General features: G+C 69.7%; 21 protein-coding genes. 4 read left to right on the forward strand and 17 right to left on the reverse strand.

The annotated features are described in order from the left end of the window. Positions 1-76 precede the first annotated feature (76 nt). The 13 genes from tolA to aspS form a co-directional block, all read right to left on the reverse strand. Complete coding sequence (tolA, locus tag QMX80_RS09125; RefSeq protein WP_055767989.1) at positions 77-1,153, reverse strand: cell envelope integrity protein TolA; 1,077 nt, start codon at positions 1,151-1,153, stop codon at positions 77-79. Continuing rightward, complete coding sequence (gene tolR / locus QMX80_RS09130; protein ID WP_055767987.1) at positions 1,143-1,571, reverse strand: protein TolR; 429 nt, start codon at positions 1,569-1,571, stop codon at positions 1,143-1,145. The genes tolA and tolR overlap by 11 nt, the downstream gene beginning before the upstream one ends. Before the next feature lie 6 nt (positions 1,572-1,577). After that, complete coding sequence (gene tolQ, locus QMX80_RS09135) at positions 1,578-2,351, reverse strand: protein TolQ (protein ID WP_055767984.1); 774 nt, start codon at positions 2,349-2,351, stop codon at positions 1,578-1,580. A gap of 10 nt (positions 2,352-2,361) precedes the next feature. Then, positions 2,362-2,793: a tol-pal system-associated acyl-CoA thioesterase gene (gene ybgC, locus QMX80_RS09140; RefSeq protein WP_282276608.1), complete on the reverse strand. Its 432-nt coding sequence runs from the start codon at positions 2,791-2,793 to the stop codon at positions 2,362-2,364. Continuing rightward, on the reverse strand, positions 2,783-3,823 hold the full coding sequence (gene ruvB, locus QMX80_RS09145) for a Holliday junction branch migration DNA helicase RuvB (RefSeq protein ID WP_055767979.1): 1,041 nt from the start codon (positions 3,821-3,823) through the stop codon (positions 2,783-2,785). The genes ybgC and ruvB overlap by 11 nt, the downstream gene beginning before the upstream one ends. Before the next feature lie 94 nt (positions 3,824-3,917). Then, the gene (locus QMX80_RS09150) at positions 3,918-5,834 is read right to left on the reverse strand and encodes a potassium transporter Kup (protein WP_055767975.1); all 1,917 of its coding nucleotides are present in this window, start codon (positions 5,832-5,834) and stop codon (positions 3,918-3,920) included. Positions 5,835-5,867: 33 nt separating this feature from the next. Beyond that, positions 5,868-6,455, reverse strand: a complete 588-nt coding sequence (ruvA, locus tag QMX80_RS09155) for a Holliday junction branch migration protein RuvA (protein ID WP_273080385.1) — start codon at positions 6,453-6,455, stop codon at positions 5,868-5,870. Further along, a complete protein-coding gene (locus QMX80_RS09160; protein ID WP_282276610.1) occupies positions 6,452-6,826 on the reverse strand; it encodes a hypothetical protein in 375 nt (124 codons plus the stop codon). Before QMX80_RS09160 ends, ruvA begins: the two co-directional genes overlap by 4 nt. Positions 6,827-6,864: 38 nt before the next feature. Further along, a complete protein-coding gene (gene ruvC, locus QMX80_RS09165) occupies positions 6,865-7,386 on the reverse strand; it encodes a crossover junction endodeoxyribonuclease RuvC (protein ID WP_282276611.1) in 522 nt (173 codons plus the stop codon). 75 nt (positions 7,387-7,461) lie between these two features. After that, a complete protein-coding gene (locus tag QMX80_RS09170; RefSeq protein ID WP_055767965.1) occupies positions 7,462-8,193 on the reverse strand; it encodes a YebC/PmpR family DNA-binding transcriptional regulator in 732 nt (243 codons plus the stop codon). 65 nt (positions 8,194-8,258) lie between these two features. Then, positions 8,259-8,891 (reverse strand): cobalamin adenosyltransferase, encoded by a 633-nt coding sequence (locus QMX80_RS09175; protein ID WP_055767963.1) that lies wholly within the window; start codon positions 8,889-8,891, stop codon positions 8,259-8,261. Between the two features lie 163 nt (positions 8,892-9,054). Continuing rightward, positions 9,055-9,561, reverse strand: a complete 507-nt coding sequence (locus QMX80_RS09180) for a GNAT family N-acetyltransferase (RefSeq protein WP_055767961.1) — start codon at positions 9,559-9,561, stop codon at positions 9,055-9,057. A gap of 94 nt (positions 9,562-9,655) precedes the next feature. Continuing rightward, a complete protein-coding gene (gene aspS / locus QMX80_RS09185) occupies positions 9,656-11,413 on the reverse strand; it encodes an aspartate--tRNA ligase (RefSeq protein ID WP_282276613.1) in 1,758 nt (585 codons plus the stop codon). 158 nt (positions 11,414-11,571) lie between these two features. Between aspS and QMX80_RS09190 the strand changes: the two genes are divergently transcribed. After that, positions 11,572-12,522, forward strand: a complete 951-nt coding sequence (locus QMX80_RS09190; RefSeq protein WP_282276615.1) for a DUF3011 domain-containing protein — start codon at positions 11,572-11,574, stop codon at positions 12,520-12,522. A gap of 33 nt (positions 12,523-12,555) precedes the next feature. On the opposite strand, the gene QMX80_RS09195 is transcribed toward QMX80_RS09190, so the two are convergent. The 3 genes from QMX80_RS09195 to bla form a co-directional block, all read right to left on the reverse strand. Beyond that, the gene (locus QMX80_RS09195) at positions 12,556-13,197 is read right to left on the reverse strand and encodes a hypothetical protein (protein ID WP_282276617.1); all 642 of its coding nucleotides are present in this window, start codon (positions 13,195-13,197) and stop codon (positions 12,556-12,558) included. Between the two features lie 46 nt (positions 13,198-13,243). Next, positions 13,244-15,988, reverse strand: coding sequence for a serine/threonine-protein kinase (locus tag QMX80_RS09200; protein WP_282276619.1), 2,745 nt, complete (start codon positions 15,986-15,988; stop codon positions 13,244-13,246). Positions 15,989-16,215: 227 nt separating this feature from the next. Then, a complete protein-coding gene (gene bla, locus QMX80_RS09205; RefSeq protein WP_282276620.1) occupies positions 16,216-17,106 on the reverse strand; it encodes a class A beta-lactamase in 891 nt (296 codons plus the stop codon). Between the two features lie 170 nt (positions 17,107-17,276). Between bla and QMX80_RS09210 the strand changes: the two genes are divergently transcribed. Together QMX80_RS09210 and QMX80_RS09215 are read left to right on the forward strand one after the other, a co-directional pair. Beyond that, complete coding sequence (locus tag QMX80_RS09210) at positions 17,277-18,152, forward strand: LysR substrate-binding domain-containing protein (RefSeq protein ID WP_055768511.1); 876 nt, start codon at positions 17,277-17,279, stop codon at positions 18,150-18,152. Between the two features lie 54 nt (positions 18,153-18,206). Further along, positions 18,207-18,998, forward strand: coding sequence for a hypothetical protein (locus QMX80_RS09215; RefSeq protein ID WP_273080404.1), 792 nt, complete (start codon positions 18,207-18,209; stop codon positions 18,996-18,998). 18 nt (positions 18,999-19,016) lie between these two features. On the opposite strand, the gene QMX80_RS09220 is transcribed toward QMX80_RS09215, so the two are convergent. Continuing rightward, complete coding sequence (locus QMX80_RS09220) at positions 19,017-20,897, reverse strand: ATP-binding cassette domain-containing protein (protein ID WP_273080406.1); 1,881 nt, start codon at positions 20,895-20,897, stop codon at positions 19,017-19,019. Positions 20,898-21,206: 309 nt separating this feature from the next. Here QMX80_RS09220 and QMX80_RS09225 point away from each other — a divergent pair, with 309 nt between their 5' ends. Next, a complete protein-coding gene (locus QMX80_RS09225) occupies positions 21,207-23,597 on the forward strand; it encodes a TonB-dependent receptor (RefSeq protein ID WP_055767940.1) in 2,391 nt (796 codons plus the stop codon). Positions 23,598-23,719 lie beyond the last annotated feature (122 nt).

Raw genomic sequence — 23,719 nt, forward strand, 5'->3', positions numbered from 1 at the left:
GCACCGTATACGGTGCCGGCAGCCCGGGCGGGATGCGCCATCAAAGGTGCCGATGGCGGCGTGAAGCCGCCGCGATTCAGCGGTCCTGCGCTTCGAAGGTGAAGTTCAGCGTGCGCTGGAACACCGATTCGAAACCGCGGTACGGCAGGGGCTGGGCGCGGAGCACCGCCGCCTCGACCGAACGCCGGCCGGCATCGTCGTACGGGCAGCCGGCGGCGAACTGCACCTCGACCACCTCGCCGCCGGGCAGCTGGCGGATGGTCAGGCGGCAGCGCTGGCCGCGCGGAATGCTGTCCGGCCGCACCCACTGGTTGAGCACCGCCTGCTGGATCGCCGCGGCGTATTTGGCGGTCAGGTCGTTGCTGGTGCCGCCCTGCCCCGGCGATGCCTGCGGCGCGGCGCTGCCCGGCGAGGCGCTGGACGAGGCGGCCTGCGCGCGCGCCTGGGCATCGGCCACCTGGCGCTGGCGCTGCTCGGCAAGCTTGACCTCGCGCTCGGCCTGCTCGCGCTTGCGGCGGATCTCGGCGATCTTCTGCTGGCGCTCCTGTTCGGCCTTGGCCTCGTTGGCTTTGCGCTGTTCGTCGGCCAGCTTCTTCTGCCGGTCGGCTTCTTCCTGTTGCTTGGCCAGGCGCAGTTTCTGCTCGGCCTCTTCCACGCGCTTGCGCTCGGTCAGGTCGATCTGTTCCTGGCGGCGCTTGGCCTCCTGCTCCTGCCTGGCCTTCTCTTCGGCGATGGCCAGCGCGCTGACCCGCTCCTGATCGACCGTGTCCGGCTGGGCGATGCGTTCCTGCGCGTTGTGCTGCTGCGGCGTGGGCGCGTCCTGCGGTCGCGGCTCGGGGATCGGCTGCGGCGGCGGGACCGTGTCTTCCGGTACCGGCTCGGGCTGCACGTCCTGTACCGGCTCGGGCAGCGGCGGCAGTTTCTCCGAGGCGCGCAGCGCGCTGCGCGCGGCCGCGGCTTCAGCCGCAGACAGCTCCAGGCTGGCCTCCACCGCCGGGTCGCCGGCGGCGGCTTCGGTGCTGCGCGAAGGCGACCACAGCCAGGCCACGATGAACACCAGCGCGACCAGCACGTGCACCAGCAACGCCAGTACGACGGGCAGGCCCCATTCGTTGCCGGGGTCGCGCGGCGGAGGCAGAGCGTCAGCGTGCATCGGTCGCCAGACCCACCTTTTCGATCTTCGCCGCCTTGATCACGTCCATCGCGGACACGACCTTTTCATAGGTCACGCTGCGGTCGGCGGCGACGATCACCCGCAGGTTCTTGTCCTGCGAGGCCATCGCGCCCAGCTGCGCCTGCAACGCGGCCGGCTCCATGCGCTCGGGGGTCTTGGCGTCGGGCAGCTTCAGGCTCAGCTGCCCGTCGGCCAGCACCGAGACGATGACCGGGTCCTGTTTGCTCTCCAGCGCCTTGGCGTTGGAGGTCGGCAGGTCGACCTCGAAGCTGAGCGTGAGCAGCGGCGCGGTCACCATGAAGATGATCAACAGCACCAGCATCACGTCGATGTACGGCACGACGTTGATCTCGGACTTGAGCTTGCGGCGCTTGCGCCGGGAAATGCCGGAGATCATGGCCGCTTACTCTTCGCCGGACTGGCGCTGCAGGATCGAGCTGAACTCCTCGGCGAAGGTCTCGTAGCGCACCGACAGCCGTTCCACGCGGGTGGTGAAGCGGTTGTAGGCCCACGTCGCCGGGATCGCCACAAACAGGCCGATGGCGGTGGCGAACAGCGCCTCGGAGATGCCGGGCGCGACCGAGGCGATGCCGGCCTGCTCGCCGCTGCTGATCATGTCGTGCATGGTCACCATGATGCCGAACACGGTGCCAACCAGGCCCACGTACGGGGCGTTGGAGCCGATGTTGGCCAGCAGTTCCAGGTTGCGCTCCAGCCCGTCGACCTCGCGGGCGAAGGTGGTGCGCATGGCGCGCTGGGTGCCTTCCAGCTGGGTGCGGCTGTCCAGCCCGCGGCGGCCGTTCAGGCGGCTGTACTCGCGGAAGCCGGACTCGAAGATCGCTTCCAGGCCATCGACCGAGCGGTTGCGGTCGGCGGCCGAGGCATACAGCTTGCCGAGGTCGGCGCCGGACCAGAAGCGGTTCTCGAAGTCGTCGGCGGCGCGGTCGGCGGCCTTGAACACGCGCGCCTTGCGGAAAATGATCACCCAGCTGATGAACGAGCCGGCCAGCAGCAGCAGCACGATCAGCTTGACCGGGATGCTGGCCTTGAGCATCAGGTCCAGGTAGTTGATGCCGCCATGGCTGGCGCGGGCCACGGTCTGCGCCGCGGCGGCGCTGACATCCGCCGGCAGCGCCTCGGTCACGGTGGCCTGCAGGGCCAGAAGCAAAGCGATCATCCGATGTTCCTCAATCTTGCGCGTGTTGGGTTTCGAACTTTTTGAGCGTGGCGTACAGCGTGTCGTCCATGGCCTGCGGCCGGAAATCGCGGGCCCCGACCGCGGCCAGGCGCACCTGCGCGGTCACCAGCGGCAGGCCGTCGCGCAGCACCGCCTGGCCGATCACCAGGCTGGCGCGGCGGCAATGCAGCAGTTCCACCGTGGTCTGCAACGCATCGTCCAGCCTGGCCGGCTTGAGGAAATCCAGCGTCATCGCGCGGACCACGAACACCTGTCCTTCGCCACTGCGCATGGCTTCCTGTCCATAGCCCATCGCCCGCATCCATTCGGTGCGCGCGCGTTCCATGAAGGCCACGTAGCGTGCGTGGTAGACCACGCCGCCAGCGTCGGTATCTTCCCAATAGATGCGTGTCGGCCAACTGAACCGGGCCTCAATCGACATCGGGCTGCTCCACGAACAGGTCGGCCGGCGCGGCCTTGGGCTTCAGGCCCATGTGCCGGTAGGCCTTGTGGGTGGCCATGCGGCCGCGTGCGGTGCGCACCAGGAAGCCCTGCTGGATCAGGTAGGGTTCGACCACGTCTTCCAGCGTGCCGCGCTCCTCCGACAGTGCCGCGGCCAGCGATTCGATGCCGACCGGACCGCCGTCGAAATACTCCACCAGGGTGCGCAGCAGGCGCCGGTCCAGCTCGTCGAAGCCTTCCGGATCGACCTTGAGCATCTGCATCGCGGCCTGCGCCACGGCCTGGTCGATGTGGCCGCCGGCCTTGACCTGCGCATAGTCGCGCACGCGCCGCAGCAGGCGGTTGGCGATGCGCGGGGTACCGCGCGAGCGGCGCGCGATCTCGCCGGCGCCCTCGGCGCTGCAATCGATGCCGAGGATGACCGCCGAGCGGCGCACGATGCGGGTCAGCTCCTCGGTCGAATAGAACTCCAGCCGCTGCACGATGCCGAAGCGGTCGCGCAGCGGCGCGGTCAGCAGGCCGGCGCGGGTGGTGGCGCCGATCAGGGTGAACGGCGGCAGGTCGAGCTTGATCGAGCGCGCGGCCGGGCCCTCTCCGATCATGATGTCGATCTGGAAGTCTTCCATCGCCGGGTACAGCACTTCCTCGACCACCGGCGACAGGCGATGGATCTCGTCCACGAACAGCACGTCGTACGGCTGCAGGTTGGTCAGCAGCGCGGCCAGGTCGCCGGCCTTCTCGATCACCGGCCCGGAGGTCACCCGCAGGCCCACGCCCAGCTCGTTGGCGATCACGTGGCTCAGCGTGGTCTTGCCCAGCCCGGGCGGGCCGAAGATCAGCACGTGGTCCAGCGCCTCGCTGCGCGACTTCGCCGCCTGGATGTAGATGTCCAGCTGCTCGCGCACCGGCGCCTGGCCGAGATAGTCGGCCAGGCGGCGCGGGCGGATGCTGGCATCGGCAGCGTCGTCTTCGCGGGTGGCGCCGGCGGCGATGATGCGGTTTTCGGTCATGCGCGGATTATGGCGGAGAAGCGGCAACGGCGCGTGGAACGGAGGCGCCCATCGACGCCTTCGCGCCGCACGCGGCGCCCGATGCCCTGCCCCATCAGATCTCCACCTGTGCGCCCAGTTCCACCAGCCGGTTCCCGGGGATGCGGAAGAAGTTGGTGGCCGGGGCGGCGTTGCGGTGCATGAAGGCGAACAGCTTGTCGCGCCAGACCGGCATGCCGCGGTTGGCGCTGGCGACGATGGTCTCGCGGCTGGCGAAGAACGTGGTGTCCATCGGGTCGAAGTAGACGCCGCCGTGGTCGCAGGAGCGCATCAGCGCCAGCGGCACGTCGGGCGTCTCCATGAAGCCGAAGCGGACGTAGATGCGGTAGAACTCGTCGCCGACCGGCTCGATCTTCAGCCGCTGCCCCGCCGCCGCGTACGGCACCGGCAGGGTTTCCACGTGCAGGAACACGTTGCGCTCGTGCAGCACCTTGTTGTGCTTGAGGTTGTGCATCAGCGCATGCGGCACCACCGTGGGGTCGGCGGTCAGGAACACCGCGGTGCCCGGCACCCGTACCGGCGGCGCCAGCATCAGCCCCGGCAGGAAGGTGTCGATGCGGATGCCGTCCTTGCGCACCTCGTCGCGCAGCAGTTCGCGGCCGCGGCGCCAGGTGCGCATCATCGTGAACAGCACGATGCCCAGCGCCACCGGCACCCAGGCGCCCTGCAGCAGCTTGGCGCCGTTGGCGATGACGAAGCCCAGGTCGATCATGAAGAACACCGCGCACAGCGCGACGATGCCGTGCCGCGCGCGCGGCCACAGCGTGCGCGCCACCAGCGCCAGCAGCAGGGTGTCGATGAGCATCGTCGCCGACACCGAGATGCCGTAGGCCACGGCCAGGTTGCTGGAACTGCGGAACGCCAGCACCAGCCCGAACACCATCAGCGCCAGCCCCCAGTTGATGCCGGGGATGTAGATCTGGCCGATGGTGTCGTGCGAGGTATGCAGGATGCGCATGCGCGGGATGTAACCCAGCTGCATGGCCTGGCGCGAGACCGAGAACGCGCCGGTGATCACCGACTGGCTGGCGATCACCGCCGCCATGGTCGCCAGGATGATCATCGGGTACAGCGCCCAGCCCGGCACCGCCTCGAAGAACGGGTTGGCCACCGCGTCCGGCCGCTGCAGCACCAGCGCGCCCTGCCCCAGGTAGTTCAGCACCAGGCACGGCAGCACGAAGAAGTACCAGGCGTGGCGGATCGGCGGCGCGCCGAAATGGCCCATGTCCGCGTACAGCGCCTCGCCGCCGGTCACCGCCAGCACCACCGCACCGAAGATGAAGATGCCGTGCCAGCCGTGCTCCATAAAGAAGCGCACCGCCCACCACGGGTTGAAGGCCTTGAGCACCTCCGGCGCGGCGATCATGTTCCAGATGCCGATCGCCGCCAGCGACAGGAACCAGACCAGCATCACCGGCCCGAACACCTTGCCCACCTTCTCGGTGCCGAAGCGCTGCGCGGCGAACAGGATGGCCAGCACCACCAGGGTGATCGGCACCACGAACCGGCCCAGGCCGGGCGCGGCCACCTCCAGGCCCTCGACCGCGCCCATCACGGTGATGGCCGGGGTGATCACGCCGTCGCCGAAGAACAACGAGGCGCCGAAGATGCCGAGGATGCCGACCACGTAGGCCGAGCGCGAGCCGTTGCGCAGGGTGCGCTGGGCCAGCGCCATCAGCGCCATGATGCCGCCCTCGCCGTCGTTGTCTGCGCGCATGATGATGGTCACGTACTTGAGCGTGACCACCATGTTCAGCGCCCAGAACGCCAGCGACAGCACGCCGAGCACCGTGTCGTGGTCGCTGTCCAGGCCGTAGTGCGGCGAGAACGCCTCCTTGAGCGTGTACAGCGGGCTGGTACCGATGTCGCCGAACACGACGCCGATGGCGCCGACGATCAGCGCCAGGCCGCCGGCGGCGCCCGGACTGCCATGGTGGCCGGAGGTTTCAGGCTGGGAAGCAGCGTGGGACATGGTGGTTTCGGTCGCCCGGGATGAAGGGATGCGTCAGCGCAGCGCCGATTGCAGCGCCTTGCGGATCACCGTGGCGACATCGTCGCCCTCGGCCGCCGCATCGCGCGCCATCTTCGCCGCCTCGGCGGGTTTGTAACCCAGTTGCTGCAGGGCCACCGTCGCTTCGGACACCGGATCGGTGGCCAGCGGCCCGGCCATCGGCGAACCGCCGCCGGAGAAATCGGCCGCCTTGTCGCGCAGTTCCACGATCATGCGCTCGGCGGTCTTCTTGCCGATGCCGGGAATGCGGGTCAGCGCGGTGATGTCGCCGGCCTGGATCAGCCGGCCGAACTCGTCCACGCTGGCCCCGGACAGCACCGCCAGCGCGATCTTCGCGCCGATGCCGGTGACTTTCTGCACGTCGCGGAACAGCCGCCGCTCGCCTTCGCGCAGGAAGCCGTACAGCGACACGCTGTCCTCCTTCTGCGCGTAATGGGTGAACAGCACCACCTCGCGGCCGATGTCGGGCAGGTCGTAGAAGGTGCTCATCGGCGCCTCCAGTTCGTAGCCGACGCCGCCCACGTCGATCACCAGCCACGGGGGAGCCTTGTGGGCGAGGATGCCGCGCAGACGACCGATCATGGATTTCCCTGGAAAGATGGAATGACGAAGACCGCCGCCAGGTACAGCGCGCCGGTCAGGCTGAGCAGCAGCATGGCGAAGAACAGCAGGAACAGCCAGTAATCCACGTGCTGGCGGTCGCGCGCGTCTGCCTGCCGGTGCGTGAAGCGCAGCCCCAGCGGGGAAACGATCACCCCGCTGCGCAGGCATGCATACAGCACGAAGCACGCCGACAGGCACCAGGCCGCGCCCGCCGCGACCGCCAGGACCTGCGCCAGCCCCTGCGGCAAGCCGGCGATGGCGCAGGCGCCCAGCACCGCGATGCAGGACAGCAGGCTGCACAGGGCGCACAGGCCCGCCATCCGCTGCATCCGCAAGTCGCGGGCGGGCATGCCGGCTCCGGTGTCCGGCATGGGCGGGCACAGCCCGTTCACTTGCGGCTCCAGGCCATGCGCGCGCCCACGCCCAGCCGGTTGGCCGTGGCGCGCACGTGCGCATGGGTGATGGCCACGGCCAGCGCGTCGGCGGCGTCGGCCTGCAGCTTGCCCTGCAGGCCGAGCATCAGCCCGACCATGTGCTGCACCTGCTGCTTTTCCGCGCTGCCGCGGCCGACCACCGCCAGCTTGATCTCGGTGGCGGCGTACTCGCTGACCGGCAGGTCGCGCAGCACCACCGCGCACAGCGCCGCGCCGCGCGCCTGGCCGAGCTTGAGCGCCGAGTCGGCGTTCTTGGCCATGAACACCTTTTCTATGGCCACTTCCTGCGGCTGGTACTCGTCGATCAACGCATGCACGCCGTGCACCAGCCGCTTCAGGCGCTGGGCGAAATCCGCCGCGCCCAGCAGCACCAGCGGCTGGTGGTGGACATGGCGGGCACGACCGCCGGCATCGATCTCGATGATGCCGATGCCAGTGCGCTGCGAGCCGGGGTCGATGCCGAGGATGCGGGTCATTGCCATGGCGGCCGGAGGGGAACGGCGGCCATGATCGGCGGCCGCCGTCTCACATGACGGGACGCAGGCGCGCCGTCAGGCCTGCTCCAGCCCGGCCTGGTCGACGTTGGAGTACACGTCCTGCACGTCGTCCAGGTCCTCGAGCATGTCCAGCAGCTTCTTCACCTGCAGGGCGGTGTCGCCGGCGACGGCGATGTCGTTGTCGGCGCGGAAAGTGATCTCGGCGTGGCCGGGGGCCAGGCCGGCGCCCTCCATCGCGTCCTTCACCGACTGGAAATTCTCAGGCGCGGTGACCACGTCGAGCGAGCCGTCGTCCGGATACACCACGATGTCGTCGGCGCCGGCCTCGATGGCGGCTTCGGTGATCTTCTCCTCGTCCGCGCCCGGCGCGTAGGCCAGCACGCCCAGGCGCTTGAACATGAAGGCCACCGAGCCTTCGGTGCCCATGTTGCCGCCGCACTTGGAAAAAGCGTGGCGCACGTCGGCCACGGTACGCACGCGGTTGTCGGTCAGGCAGTCGACGATGACCGCCACGCCGCCCGGCGCATAGCCTTCATAGCGGATTTCCTCGTACTCGACGCCTTCCAGTTCGCCGGTGGCCTTCTTGATGGCGCGCTCGATCACGTCCTTGGACATGTTGGCGGCCAGGCCCTTGTCCATGGCCACGCGCAGGCGCGGGTTGTTGTTGGGGTCGCCTCCACCGCCGCGGGCGGCCACGCCGATCTCGCGGATGATCTTGGTGAAAATCTTGCCGCGCTTCGCGTCGGACGCGTTCTTGCGGGCTTCGATGGAAGGACCTCTACCCATGGGGATTACCGTACATCTGTCGGGAACAGGGGGCGGATTCTACCCGATCCCCGCACGGCGGCCCGTCATGCGGCCCGCTGCGCGGCGCCTGCGCCGAAGCGTCCGTCGCGCAGGAACGCGGCGGTCAGGACCGCTACTTCGGGCGACAGCACCAGCCCGCTGTGGCTGACCGGAACGACGCAATGATCGGCCAGGCCCGGCAGGCGGGTTTCGGCCAAAGCGACGGTGCCGTCGGAGTCGCCATGCAGCGCCCCCATCAGCGCGCCCAGGCCATGCGGCACGCTGCCGGCCACCAGCCCTACCTGCGCCCGCCCATGCCATTCCGGCAGGCCATGCAGCAACAGGCCGCCGCTGCGCCCCAGCGCCGCCGCCCAGCCATGCCCGGCCAGGGTGCGCGCGGTTTCACTGCCGCACAGCGGCGACCCCAGGCAGACCACGCGCGGCACGTCGAGCCCGGGTTCCTGCCGCAACGCTTCCAGCGCGACCAGGCCGCCGAGGCTGTGGCCGACCAGCGAGATCCTGCCCTGCCCACGCAACCGCTCGATCAGCGACGGCACCGCCACGTCCGGGCCGCCGAACACGCTGGGATAGCCGAAGGCGCCGACCTGGAAGCCGCGCGCGCGCAGGCGCCACGCCAACGGCCCCACCCAGGCCCGTGCGTTCCAGATGCCGTGCAGCAGCAGTACGCGGTGCGTCATGCCTCCCATCCTGTCCTGCGCCGGCGGCGGCGCTTCGGGTCACGCCGGGATTGAAGCCGAACGTTCCGCAACGCCGGGTGAAGCGACACAGGCCGGGACATCCCCGGCCGACGGCGCCCGGCAAGGCTCTTGCGGATGCTGTCCGCCGGCATCGCGGGGAAGGTCAGGGCAGGCGGCGCAGGATGAACTCGCGGTCGCGCGTCCGGCCGACCGGGAATTCGTACTCGCCGACCTTGCCGAAGCCGTGCCGGCCGTAGAAGCGCTGCGCGCCGAGGTTTTCCGACCAGACGCCGATCCACAGCGTGCGCGGCCCGCCTTCCAGCAGCCATCGCTCGGCCTGCGCGAACAGCCTGCCGCCCCAGCCACCGCTCTGGTGGTCGCGCAGCACATAGAGCCGTTTCAGCTCGCCGTCTCCGGGCCGCGCCTCGGCATGCGGCAGGCCACAGGGACCGGCGAAAGCGAAACCGACCGCCTCGCCGTCGATTTCCAGCAGCCAGGCGGCGTAGTCGCCCGACTCCAGCTGACCACGCTGCAGTTCCACCGGGTAGGCCCCCGCCAGGTAATCGGCCAGGTCCTGCGGTGGATACAGATGACCGAACGTTTCCACGAAGGTGCGTTCGGCCAGCGTGCACAGCGTGGCGGCGTCGGCAGGAGTGGCGCGACGGATCATGCGGCCCGGAACCGGTCGAGAGAAACGAGGCACGAAGAACGAGCGGGAAGCCGAAGCTGCCGCGCTCTTTCCCTCACCCGCTTCTCGTCCCTGATCACTCGCTCCTGGCCTTTTCCCGCACCTGCACGTGCACTTCGGCCAGCTGCGCGTCGGCGATCGGCGACGGCGCGTCGGTCATCAGGCACTGCGCGCCGGTGGTCTTCGGGAACGGGATGACGTCTCGGATCGACTCGGTGCCGGCCATCAGCGCGGCGATGCGGTCGATGCCGAAAGCGATGCCGCCGTGCGGCGGCGCGCCGTAGTTCAGCGCATCGAGCAGGAAGCCGAACTTGCCGCGTGCCTCTTCGGCGCCGATGCCGAGCAGTTCGAACACCGCGCTCTGCATTTCCGGGCGGTGGATGCGGATCGAGCCGCCGCCGATCTCGTTGCCGTTGAGCACCATGTCGTAACCACGCGACACCGCCGTCTTCGCGTTGGCGCGCAGGTCGGCCACGTCGTCCACCGCCGGTGCGGTGAAGGGGTGATGCAGGGCGACGTAACGCTGCTCTTCCTCGTCCCATTCGAACATCGGGAAGTCGGTGACCCACAGCGGACGCCAGCCGGCGGCGACCAGGCCGAAGTCCTTGCCGGCCTTCAGGCGCAGCGCGCCCATGAAATCGGAGACCTTGTTGTAGCCGCCGGCGCCGAAGAACACGATGTCGCCGTTGCCGGCACCGACGTGGGCGACCAGCGCGGCGAAGGATTGCTCGCTGAAGAACTTCTGGATCGGCGAGCTGACTTCGCCGTTGTCGGCGATCTTGATGTAGGCCAGGCCCTTGGCGCCGTACTTGGCGGCGTGGGCGGCGTACTCGTCGATCTGCTTGCGCGACAGGGTGGCGCCACCGGGGATGCGCAGCGCGGCGACGCGACCGTCGGCGTCATTGGCCGGGCCGGTGAACACCGCGAACTCGCTGTCCTTGACCAGTTCGGCCACGTCGACCAGTTCCAGCGCGATGCGCAGGTCCGGCTTGTCCGAACCATAGCGGCGCATCGCCTCGGCCCAGGTCATGCGCGGGAACGGCGCATCGAGTTCGACGTCGACCACTTCCTTGAAGATCGAGCGGATCATGTCCTCGACGAAATCCTGCACGTCGCGCTCGCGGACGAAGGCAAACTCCATGTCCAGCTGGGTGAATTCCAGCTGGCGGTCGGCGCGCAGGGCCTCGTCGCGGAAGCAGCGCGCGATCTGGTAGTAGCGGTCGAAGCCGGCCACCATCAGGATCTGCTTGAACAGCTGCGGGCTCTGCGGCAGGGCATAGAACTCGCCCGGGTGCATGCGCGCCGGCACCAGGAAGTCGCGCGCGCCCTCCGGGGTGGCCTTGGTCAGGATCGGGGTCTCGATGTCCTGGAAGCCGCGCGCGTCCAGGTGGCGGCGCAGGGTCTGCACCAGCTTGATGCGGGTGCGCTGCATGCGCTGCATTTCCGGGCGGCGCAGGTCCAGGTAGCGGTACTTCAGGCGGGTGTCTTCGCCCGGATTCTCGTGGGCGTGGAATGGCAGCGGCGCGGCCTTGTTGAGCACGGTGATGGCGCTGGCGATCACCTCCACCTTGCCGGTGCGCATCTTGTCGTTGACCGCATGGCGCGCGCGCACCACGCCTTCGACCTGCAGCACGTCCTCGTAGCCCAGCGACGCGGCCACCGCGAATACCTCGGCGTTGTCGATCTCGACCGTCACCTGCACGATGCCTTCGTGATCGCGGAGATCGATGAAACAGACGCCGCCCTGGTTGCGGGCAACGTCGGTCCAGCCGGCGAGGGTCACGGTTTGGCCGATCAGGGTCTCGTCGACCAGGCCGCAGAAGTGGGTACGCATGGGAAGCTCCGCAGGGGAATACCGGCACGGGAGGGCGCCGGCGAGCCGGCTATTTTGCGGCCGGCCGGCGAACGGGGCAAATCCGCGCCGCAGTCACGCCCGCTTAAGCCAGACTCTTCCTATAGTTCGCCCATCCAAACCTGAACAGGGACGCCGCCATGAACCGCCCGCTTCTGCTCGCCGGACTTTCCGCCCTCCTGCCCGGCGCCTTCCTCGCCGCCGGCGCCGCCGCGCAGTCGCCCTATGGCAACGGCCCGGGCACGGTCGCCGCGGTGCGCTGTGAGAGCGTCAACAACCGCCAGCAGGTCTGCAATACCGGCTGGCGCGACGCCATCATCGTCCGCCAGCTGTCCAGCACCCGCTGCGTGGAGGGCCAGAACTGGGGCAGCCGCGATGGCACGGTGTGGGTCGGCAACGGCTGCCGCGCCGACTTCGGCCCGGGCCGCGGCGGCTGGAGCAACGGCGGCGGCAACGGCAACAGCGGCACCATCCGCTGCGAGAGCAACGACAACCGCCAGCGCGTGTGCAACACCGGCTGGCGCGGTGCCGTGCTGGTGCGCCAGCTGTCCAATACCCAATGCATCGAAGGCCGCAACTGGGGCAGCAGCAACGGCTCGGTCTGGGTCGACAACGGCTGCCGCGCCGAGTTCGCCGAAGGCCGCGGCGGTTGGGGCGGAGGCAACACCGGCAACGGCCAGACCATCCGCTGCGAGAGCAACGACAACCGCCAGCGCGTGTGCCGCACCGACTGGCGCAGCGCCACCCTGGTCCGCCAGCTGTCCAAGTCGCAGTGCGTCGAGGGCCGCAACTGGGGCAGCAGCAATGGCGCGGTGTGGGTCAGCGACGGCTGCCGCGCCGAGTTCGCCGAGGGCCGCGGTGGCGGCTGGGGCGGCGGCAACGGCAACTGGGGCGGCAGCTCCAACTACAGCATCGAATGCAGCAGCGACGACAACCGCATGCGTTCCTGCGCCTGGGAACGCCGCCAGGGCCGGCCGGTGCTGATCCAGCAGCTGTCCAAGACCCAGTGCGTGGAAGGCCGCAACTGGGGCTACAGCGGCAACAGCCTGTGGGTGAACGGCGGCTGCCGCGCGCGCTTCGGCGCACGCTGAAGACGCCTGCCGCAGGAAACGGAAGGGCGCCGGTCAGGCGCCCTTTTCCGTTGCGGCTGCATCGGCGCCCCAGGGCGCCGGCGGCGCCGGGACGGGATGGGCCAAGTCGAACTCGACCTGGAACAGACGGCCGTCCGGACGCGACAGTTCGTACAGGAAGCGCCGGCCGGGCTCCACTTCCATCGCCCAGGTGTTGCGGACCGAGCCGGCCATGCCCTCGCGCTCGAACATCGCCACGGATGCGGCGTCCACCGGGAACTGCTGGCGCAGCGCGGTGCCCGCGTCCTGGGTGTCGCCACCATAGAGAGTGACTTGGTCCGGGCTGCCATCGGCATGGCGATGGTCGTGCTTCAGCCGCAGGTGTTCGCCGATGCGGGTCAGCACCCAGGTCCGCGAACGGTCCTGTCCGACATGGAACGGCACCCGCAGTTCCTGGTCCGGCGCATCGCACCCGCGCACGTGCATCACCAGCGCCTTGCCCTCGAAGGGGTCGGGCGTGGCGCCCGCGGGTTGGTTGGTCACCACGCGGCCGACGAAGGCCTGCCCGCAATGCTGTGCCAGGGCCGCCAGGAACGCGGCAGCGCCGGTATCGGCGACGGAGCGGGCCGGTGCCGCCGAGGACGCGACCGGGACGAAGAACAGCGGCAGGAGACCTGCGAGGAAAGAGCGCTTCATGCCCCGACCCTAGCCGCTGCCTCCGGCCGCCACAAGCCGCAGGCGCTCATTGCCGCGCCTGCTCCACGCGATGCAGCAGCGGGCTGTCCGCGACCAGTTGCGCCCGCAGCACCTGCAGCGCCGGCGCGGATTCGCCCGCGCCGCGCTGCCCGGCGGCGACCAGGGCATCGGCCAGGGCAAGCCGCCAACGCGCCGTCCAGGCGGACTGCGCGCCGAACAGGGACGTGCTGGCAGCCACCACATCGCGCCATGCGGCGACCGCCGCCGCGTCGCCTTCGCGCTGCAGCAGGGTGGCCTGCAGCACCTGCTGGCGGAGCGCGACCTCCGGGCTGGCCGCCGCGGCTTCGGCGGCCACCGCCGCCAACGCGGCCCGGGCGTCCTGCCGGCGGTCTTTCAACAGCAGCCATTCCGCCCATCCCTGGCGCAGCCGCAGCCCATTTGCGCTGCCGGCCGGAATCCGCGGCAACCAGGCCGCATGAGCATGGCGTACCAGCGCGTCGCCTTCGACCCGGCTTTGCCGGGCCAGGAACAGGCCCAGCTGCAGCTCCAGATCCAGCGCATCCGGATGCCCATCGCCGATAGCGGCGCGGCGCACCGCCAATGCCCGGCGCCAGGCCGCTTCGGCGGCCACCCGGTCGTCGCGGGCTTCGGCCAGCTGCGCCGCCGTTTCCAGCATCATCGAATAATTGAAGCTGTCCTCGCCCATCACCTCGGCGGACAGCTTCAGGGCCGCACGCACATGCTCGTCGGCCCGCAGGTAATCGCCCTTGCGGATCAACGCAGCGGCCAGGCGGCTGGTGCCGCTGATGTAGTACACGCTGCGCTCGCCGAAGATGCGCGGCGCGCGGACCAGGTTGGCCTCGAACGCGGCAATCGCCTCGTCGAACCGCCCCTGGTCGAGCAGCACCAGGCTGCGCTCGCTGTCGCTGGCCCAGTAATCGAAGGACATCTGGCCGAACATCCGCTGGAAGATCGGTGTGGAGCGCTCGAACGCCGCCGCTGCCGCGGCCAGCTCGCCCTTGCGCCGGTACATCATGCCCAGGTTGTCGAAGGTCACGCCGATGAACTGGTCGCGGTGCGCGAGTTCGTGCCGCTGCAGCGCCTGCCTGAAGGCCAGTTCCGCCTCGCCGTAACGCTGCTCGGACAGCAGCGACAGGCCCAGCGAGTTGTAGGCCTGGGCGACGCGGAAGCTGTCCGCCGGCTGCTGCCCGAGCAGGGCCAGCGCGCGCCGGGCCAGCGCTTCGCCTTCGCGGCCGTTGCGGTTGTTGGCGTGGCTGCCGGCCAGCAGGTTGAACTGGCGCGCGGCCTCGTCGATGTTCCGCGCACCGCCGCGGGCCGCCAGCGCTTCGGCGGAGGCGCGCATCATCGGGTTGGCCCGCACCAGGTCGCCCATGTTGCGGTAGGCCAGGCCGATCACGCCCTTGAGCCTCGCCTGCACCTCGGGCGAGGCCTCCAGCTCTGCGTCCACCCGCGCAGCGGCGCGGTCGAGCACTTCGCGCGCGGTGATGTCCTCGCCGGCGCGCGCGCCTTTCTCGCGCGGGTCGGCCGCCTCGAACATCGACACCAGGAAAGCGCTCACCTGCTCGGCAACCTGCGTCTGCCGCTCGGCCTCGGCACGGGCCTCGGCCAGCCGCCAGACGAAGGCGCCCGCCAGCAGCAGCATGCCGATCAGCACGGCGATGCCCTTCCAGTTGCGCCGCAGCCACCGCCCACCGCGGTAGAACCCGCCACCGCCGCGCGCCAGCACCGGGCGGTGTCCCAGGTGGCGGCGGACATCGGCGGCCAGCGCCTCGACCGAGGGATAGCGCTCCTGCGCCGACGCGGCGACCGCCCGCATCGCGATCGCGTCCAGGTCGCCGCGCAACGCGCCGCGCCAGGTACAGCCCGCATCCGCCAGATGGCTGGGCGGCAGCGGCGCCTGTCCGGCGGCCGGGCCGCGCGCGGCATCCTGCGCGGAAAGCAGTCCGGCCAGCACGATGCCCAGGCTGTAGACGTCGCTGGCCATGCCCGCCGGCTCGCCCGCGCGCAGCTCGGGCGCCACGTAGCCGGGAGTGAAGAACGGCTGCCGGCCCGGATCGCCGTCGTTCCCGACCAGCCGCGCGATGCCGAAGTCCAGCAGCACCGGCTCGCCGTCGGCGCGGACCAGGATGTTGGCCGGCTTGAGGTCGCAATGCAGCACCAGCCGCGTGTGCGCGGCCTGGACCGCCGCGCATACCTTCAGGAACAGCGTCAGCCGCTGGCGCAGATCCAGGCGGCAACGGCGGCAATGGGCATCCAGCGCCTGGCCGTGGATGTATTCCATCACCAGGTAGGGCTGGCCGCCGGGCGTGGTGCCGCCGTCGTAGAGGCGCGCGATGTTGGGGTGCTGCAGGCCGGCGAGGATGCGCCGCTCGGCGGCCAGCCGTTCGGCGATGCGCGGATCGGGCGTGGCATGCAGGACCTTGATCGCCACTTCCTGCGTGTACAGGCCGTCGGCGCGCTCGGCGCGGAACACCACGCCCATGCCACCGCTGGCGAGGCGTTCGCACAGCCGCCACGGCCCCAGCCGTTCGCCTTCGGCGCGTTCGGTCTGCACGCCGGCCTCCAGCAATCCGCGCAGCGGCGACTGCACGCGCGACAGGTCGACGGTCTGCGCCTCCAGCAGTTCCAGCGTTTCGGCGACCACCTCCGGATCAGCACTCAGCCGCGCCAGTTCGGTCCGCCAATGCGAGGGATGCAGGTCGCACACCGCATCGAAGAGTTCGCGTACGCGCTGCCAGTTGTCGCTGTCCATCACCTGCCCCGTATCCATGCACCGCCCCAGGCCGGACGGTGTGCCGGGGCGATGATAGTCACCGTGCGTAACAGGCCGGGCGCGTGCGCTGGGGGCGCCAATCCAAGCGCTGCCGGGGTCCGCTCATCGCCATGGCGGCGGATGGTTTCGTTGCGCAGCGCAACCGCTTCCGGGTGCACGGCCAGCGGGGTGCTCGCGATGCCGATGGCAGGCCGCGCAAGCAGTTGCAGCCCGGGCCGGGCCGGTCAGCGCAGGTGGTCGCCGGCCACCTCGCCGACCCGACGCAGGATGGCGTTGCGGCCGTCGTCGTCCAGCACCGACCCCTGCAGGTAGCTGGCCAGCACCCAGGGCGAGCCGCCTCGTTCCGGCCACAGCAAGGCGATGTCGTTGGTGGTGTCGCGGCCGTTGCCGCCGGTCTTGTCGCCCACCCGCCAGCCCCCGGGCAGGCCCGCGCGCAGGCGCGCGGCGCCGGTCTCGTTGTCGATCAGCCAGTCGGCCAGTTGCCGCCGCGACGCCTCGTCCAGCGCGTCGCCGAGCACGAAACGCTGCAGGTTGCCGGCCATCGCCGCCGGGCTGGTGGTGTCGCGCGGGTCGCCCGGCGCGAAGCGGTTGGCTTCCGGTTCGTAGCGCGTGGCGACGGTGACCGCGTCGTCCTGCGCACGCAGGAAGGCGGTCAGCCCGGCCGGTCCATCGACCAGCGGCAGCAGCAGGTTGGCCGCGGCGTTGTCGCTGGTGGTCAGCGTCGCCCGGCACAGGTCGCGCACGCTCAGGTCCTTGCCGGCATGGCGCGCGGTGACCGGCGAGTTGCCGAGGATGTCGACCTTACGCACCGGCACGCGCTGGTCGAGCGACAGCCGGCCGCGCCCGGCGCGATGCAGCACCGCGGCCGCCAGCAGGAACTTGAACGTGCTGCACATGGGGAAGCGCTCGTCCATGCGGTGCCCGAAGCGTGCGCCGCTGGCCGGATGCCACAGGCACACGCCCAGCCGGCCGCCGCTTTCGGCCTCCAGCGCGGCGAAACCGGCAGCCGCGGAAGCAGGCTCCGCCCTGGCGGCGGCACGGGCCATCGCGGACGCGGCGACGATGCCGGCAAGGGCGGCACCACCGAAGGCGAGGAACTGGCGACGGACGATCATGCGGCTCTCCCTGGGCGTGGGACGGCGGCGATTATTGGAAACCACGGCCCCCTTCCACCAGCGCGAAAAACCATCGGAAGCCATTAGATTTATTGGCGGCAAAGACCGTACTTCCGCCATTCCATACAGGAATAATGGGCCCACCCATCATCTTTCATCATGGCTTCGGCATGATCCGCCCCCAGCTCCCGCTCAATGCCCTGCGCGCCTTCGAGGCCGCCGCGCGCCATCTGAATTTCACCCGCGCGGCGCTGGAGCTGTGCGTCAGCCAGGCCGCGCTGAGCCACCAGATCCGCACGCTGGAGGACCGCCTGCAGGTCACGTTGTTCCATCGCCTGCCGCGCGGCGTGGCGCTCACCGACGAGGGAGCGGCATTGCAGCCGGTGCTCACCGACGCCTTCGACCGCATCGCCATCGCCTTGGACCGTTTCACCGGCGGCCGCTTCCGCGAGGTGCTGACGGTAGGCGTGGTCGGTACCTTCGCCACCGGCTGGCTGCTGCCGCGGCTGGGCGATTTCGAGGCCGCGCACCCGGATATCGAGCTGCGCCTGCAGACCCACAACAACCGCATCGACCTCGCCGGCGAGGGCCTGGACCTGGCGATCCGCTTCGGCGAGGGCGACTGGCAGGGACAGGACTGCACGCCGATCGTCGACGCCCCTTCCGCTCCGGTCTGCGCGCCGGCACTGGCGCGGCGTCTGCGGCAACCGCGCGACCTGGCCGGCGTGCCGCTGCTGCGCTCCTACCGCAACGACGAATGGGCGCGCTGGCTGCAGGCTGCCGGTATCACCGGCGTGGAGGCGCGAGGCCCGGTGTTCGATTCCTCGCTGGCGCTGGCCAGCGCCGCCGCGGCTGGCGCTGGCGTGGCGCTGCTGCCACTGCGCATGTTCGAGCAGGACCTGGCCGACGGCCGACTGCTGCAACCCTTCGCGCAGACACTGGCGCTGGGCCGCTACTGGCTCACGCGGTTGCGCTCGCGCCAGGAACGCGAGCCGCTGCGGCGTTTCCGCCTGTGGCTGCAGGCGCAGGGAGCGGCAGGCCCGTGAACCGGGAGCGGATACCTGCTAAGAAGGCCGGCATCCTCCGCACGAGTCCGGCCCATGCCCGAGATACTGGAATTCGTCGATGCCCATTCCTGGGTGCTGCTGCCGTCGATGCTGGCCCTGCTGGGCCTGTCCGCGTTCCTGGGCAAGCTCACCTGGGGCCGGCGCTTCGGCCATGAGCCGGCGGCCGACGACGAACTCAAGATCGTGCTTGGCGCGACCCTGTCCCTGTTCGGCCTGCTGATCGGCTTCCTGCTGTCCTTCGCCATCGGCGGCTACAACACGCGCATGGCGGCCGAGGAAAACGAGGCCATCGCCATCGGCAACGCCTTCCAGCGCACGACCCTGCTGGGCGCCGAACGGCAGGCACAGGCCGAGCGGCTGCTGCTGGACTACCTGGACCGGCGCGTCGGCTTTTTCGCCGCCGCCGACGAGACGCAGCGCGAGCAGGCGCGCATGCAGTCCATCCAGATGCAGGCCCGCATGTGGACCTACGTCGCCCGGATCGCCAGCGACAACCCCGACCCGGTGATCGCCACCGTGCTCAATGCCTGCAACGACCTGTATACCGCCCAGCAGAAGACCATGGCCAGCTGGCGCCACCAGATACCGGGCGCGGCCTGGGCGATGCTGGTCGCCTTCGGCGTGTGCTCCAACTTCCTGATCGGCTACAACATCCGCGGCAGGAACAGCGGCAGCGCCCTGCTGCTGGTGGTGCCTGCGATCACCGCGCTGGCGATGTTCCTGATCGCCGAAATCGATGTTCCGGGCAAGGGCCTGATCCACGTGACGCCGGACAATCTCCAGGCCATCCGCACCACCCTTTCCGCCGGCGGCCTGGCCCCCTGAGCCCGGCCGCCGCCGGGCTCAATCCCCCAGCAGTTCCATCCACGCCGCTTCGGCCTGCTCCAGCTGCTGGGCGAGCACCTCGCGCTCGCCGCCAAGCCGGGCCATCTTCGCCGCATCGGCATAGTTGGCAGGGTCGGCCAGTTGGCGGTCGATGTCGGCCAGGGACGCGCCGAGCTGCTCGACCTTCTTCTCCGCCGCTTCCAGCTTGTGCGGATTGACCGGCTTCTTCGCCGCGGCAGGCTTGCCCGGCGCAGGCGCGGACACCGGCGCCGGCACGGCCGGCGCCTTCTCGGTGCGGTCGGCCTTGCTGCGCGCGCCCTGCGCGCTGGCGCGGGTACGCAGCCAGGCGGCGTATTCGTCCAGGTCGCCGGCGAACGGCTCGACCACGCCATCGGCCACGCGCCAGAAGGTGTCGCACACCAGTCCGATCAGGTGGCGGTCATGGCTGACCATCACGATCGCGCCTTCGAAAATGCTCAGCGCCTCGGCCAGCGCCTCGCGCATTTCCAGGTCCAGGTGGTTGGTCGGTTCGTCGAGCAGCAGCACGTTGGGCTGCTGCCAGGCGATCAGCGCCAGCGCCAGTCGCGCACGCTCGCCACCGGAGAACCCGTCGACCGGCTCGAACGCGCGGTCACCGGGGAAATTCCACTTGCCGAGGAAGTCGCGGAAGCTCTGGTTGACGCCGTCCGGGTCCATGTCGCGGAAATGGTCCATCGGCGTGGCGCCTTCGCGCAGCGACTCCACCGTGTGCTGGGCGAAGTAGCCGATCTTCATGTCCGGGTGCGCGCTGCGTTCGCCGGCCAGCGGCGGCAGGTCGCCGACCAGGGTCTTCACCAGCGTCGTCTTGCCGGCGCCGTTGGGGCCGAGCAGGCCCACGCGCTGGCCCGCTTCCAGACCGAAGCCGACGTCCTTGAGGATCACCGCGTCCTGGCCATAGCCGGCATCGACCTGGTTCAGGCGGATCAGCGAGAACGGCAGCTTGGCCGGTTCGGAGAACTCGATGCGGAACTCGCGCTCGGCCCGCACCGCTTCGGTGCCGGCCATCTTGGCCAGGCGCTTGATCCGGCTCTGTGCCTGGGTGGCCTTGCTGGCCTGCGCCTTGAAGCGGTCGATGAAGCTCTGCAGGTGGGCGCGCTCGGCCTGTTCCTTCTCGTGCGCGATCTGCTGCTGGCGCAGGTGCTCGGCACGCTGGCGCTCGAAATCGGTATAGCCGCCGGGGTACAGCCTGGCGGTGCCGCCATGCAGGTGCAGGGTGTGGGTGGCCACGTTGTCCAGGAACTCGCGGTCGTGGCTGATCAGCAGCAGCGTGCCCGGGTACTTGAGCAGCCACTGTTCCAGCCAGTACACCGCGTCCAGATCCAGGTGGTTGGTCGGTTCGTCGAGCAGCAGCAGGTCGCTGGGCATCATCAGCGCACGCGCCAGGTTCAGGCGCGCGCGCCAGCCACCGGAGAACGCCGCCACCGGGCGGCTGTGGGTATCGGCCGGGAAGCCAAGGCCATGCAGCAGCTTGCCGGCACGCGCTTCGGCGTCATAGGCGCCCAGCTCGGCCATCTTCTGGTGGGCGTTGGCCACCGCTTCCCAGTCTTCGCGTTCGGCCGCAGCCGCTTCTTCGAGCAGCACCGCGGCCACCACGTCGTCGCCGCCCAGCACGTAGTCGATGGCGCGATCCGGCAAGGCCGGGGTTTCCTGGGCCACGTCGGCGATGCGGACCTTGCCGGGCAGCGACACATCTCCCTTGTCCGCCTCCAGCTCGCCGCGCACGGCGGCGAACAGGCTGGACTTGCCGGCGCCGTTGCGCCCCACCACGCCCACGCGGTAGCCGGCGTGCAGGGTGAGGTCGACGTTGGACAACAGCAGGCGCTCGCCCCGGCGCAGGGCGAAATTACGAAGGGAAATCATGAGGGGGTCCGTTATAGCGAAAAGGAATGTGCACACAAGCAACATTCCTGCGACGCGATTCTAGCGTTAACGAATACTTGACTCACGCCTCCCGCGCACGGATTCCACGCCGGAACGCCCTCCTCCAACCCACGCCCGCACCGCGCCTGCCGGTCGAAATGCTTTCAAAAGCAACGATATAGGCAGGCCGATGGGCATTTGACACCACGTAAAAATTCCATTAATCCATGATGGCGCACCGCACCACCCCTCCGTGACGGGCAATTCCCGTCCGCCGGTGCCGCCCATTCATACCGGAGCTGCAATCTGATGAACCGCAAGTCCAGTACGCTCGCCGTTGCCGTCGCCATCGCCCTCGGCCTCCCGGTTGCCACCGCCTTCGCCCAGTCCGGCGCGCAGACGCTCGATACCGTGATCGTGACCGGCACCCGCGTCGCCGACCGCACCGTGGCCGAATCGCAGTCGCCCATCGACATCATCACCCCGGAGGCCCTGCAGGCCACCGGCTCCACCGAGCTGGCCACCGCGCTGTCGCGCGCCCTGCCCTCGCTCAACTTCCCGCGCCCGGCCCTGACCGACGGCACCAGCGGCGTGCGCCCGGCGCAGCTGCGCGGCCTGTCGCCGGACCAGGTGCTGATCCTGATCAACGGCAAGCGCCGCCACCTGTCCGGCCAGCTCAACGTCAACGGCAGCATGGGCCGCGGCTCCTCGGCGGTGGACCTGAACACCATCCCGGTAGCCGCGATCGAGCGCGTGGAAGTGCTGCGCGACGGTGCCTCGGCCCAGTACGGCTCGGACGCCATCGCCGGCGTGGTCAACATCGTGCTCAAGGGTGCCGGCAGCGGCGGCAGCCTGGCGCTGGACCTGGGCCAGTATTCGGCCGGCGACGGCAAGCAGTACCAGCTCTCCGGCGACACCGGCGTCAGCTTCGCCGACGGCCGCGGCACGGTGCATTTCGCCGGCCAGCTCACGCACCAGGACCGCACCAACCGCGCCGGCCCGTTCAATGCCTACGGCCTGCCGGGCAATCCGGCGCCGAACAGCGGCAACTACCCGGCCGTGGGCGTGAAGGCCTTCGTGGTCGGCGACCCGGAAGTGGATACCCGCGCCGTGTCGGCCAATGCCGGTTTCGATTTCAGCGACAACCTGCATGGCTACGCCACCGCCATCGCCAGCAACCGCGACATCACCTCCTTCGCGTTCTACCGCTCGAAGAACCACAACGCGGCGACCTCGCTGCTCTATCCCGACGGCTTCGTGCCGGAGATCAACCAGTACCTGAAGGACCGCTCGCTGGTGGCCGGCCTGAAGGGCGGCACCGAGGGCGGCTTCAACTGGGACGTGAGCTACAACTACGGCTACAGCCGCATCGATTTCGCCACCCGCAACACGATGAACTACACGCTGGGCGCCAACAGCCCGACCAGCTTCCACGATGGCGCGCTGGAGTACACCCAGAACATCGTCAACGCCGACTTCTCGCAGGCGCTGGACTGGGGCCTGGCCTACCCGGTCACGCTGTCCTTCGGCGGCGAATACCGCCAGGAGAAGTGGAACCAGTCGCCCGGCGAGCCCAACTCCTACCTCGGCAGCGGCGCACAGGGCTTCGGCGGCTTCACCCCGATCAACGCGGTGCATGCCGACCGCCACAACTACGCGGTCTACGCCGGCCTTGAAGCCGACCTCACCGACAAGTTCTCCGCCGGTGCCACCGCGCGCTACGAGGACTACTCCGACTTCGGCAGCAAGACCTCGGGCAAGCTCTCGGCCCGCTATGCGTTCACCGACAAGGTGGCGCTGCGCGGCACCGTGTCCAACGGCTTCCGCGCGCCGTCGCTGGCACAGCAGAGCTACCAGGTCATCACCAGCAACTACTCCAATGGCGTGTTCGTCGAATCGGGCACCTTCCCGGCGACCAGCGTCGTGGCGCAGGCGCTCGGCTCCAAGCCGCTGCAGGCGGAAACCTCGACCTCCTACAGCCTGGGCCTGGTGCTGCAGCCGGCCGAGCGCCTGTACGTGACCGTCGATGCGTTCCAGATCGACATCGACGACCGCATCCTGCTGTCCTCCACCATCAACACCAACCCGGCCACCAATGCCCTGCTGACCTCGCTGGGCATCAACAACGTCACCGCCTTCCGCTACTTCAACAACTCCGCCGACACCCGCACCCGCGGCGTGGACGTGGTGGGCAGCTACAACATCCCGCTGGCCGCCAGCGCCCTGGACCTGACCGCCAGCTACAGCTACAACAAGACCGAGGTGAAGCGGCTGGCGCCCTCGCCGTCCGTGCTGACCAGCCTGGGCCTGACCACGCCGCTGGTGGCGCGCGACGAGCTTGGCCGCCTGGAAGACGCCTTCCCGCGCGACAAGGCCATCCTCGGCGGCACCTGGACGTCGGACCAGTGGACGCTGGGCCTGAACGCCACCCGCTACGGCAAATTCACCGTGCGCCAGACCAACCCCGCGCTGGACCAGGGCTACGACCCGCAGTGGGTGCTGGACGTGTCGGCCAGCTTCAAGCCGAGCGCGCAGTGGACGTTGACGGTGGGCGCGGACAACGTGCTGGATTCGCACCCGGACAAGGTCAATCCGGCCTTCACCGGCGTCAACGCCTGGGGCCAGATGCCGTACAGCAACTACGCGCCGGCCGGCTTCAACGGCGCCTACGTGTACGGCCGCGCTCGTTACACCTGGTAAGGCGCACCTGAGCAGCCGCAATGCGTGAAGCCGATGCCCGGGGAAACCCGGGCATCGGCGTCTTCGGCATCACCAGCCACCCACCGGACGGTAGTGCCGGCCATGCGCTGCCGATGAGCGCA

This window comes from Stenotrophomonas sp. PS02297 (assembly GCF_029959705.1).
Lineage (GTDB): Bacteria > Pseudomonadota > Gammaproteobacteria > Xanthomonadales > Xanthomonadaceae > Stenotrophomonas > Stenotrophomonas nitritireducens.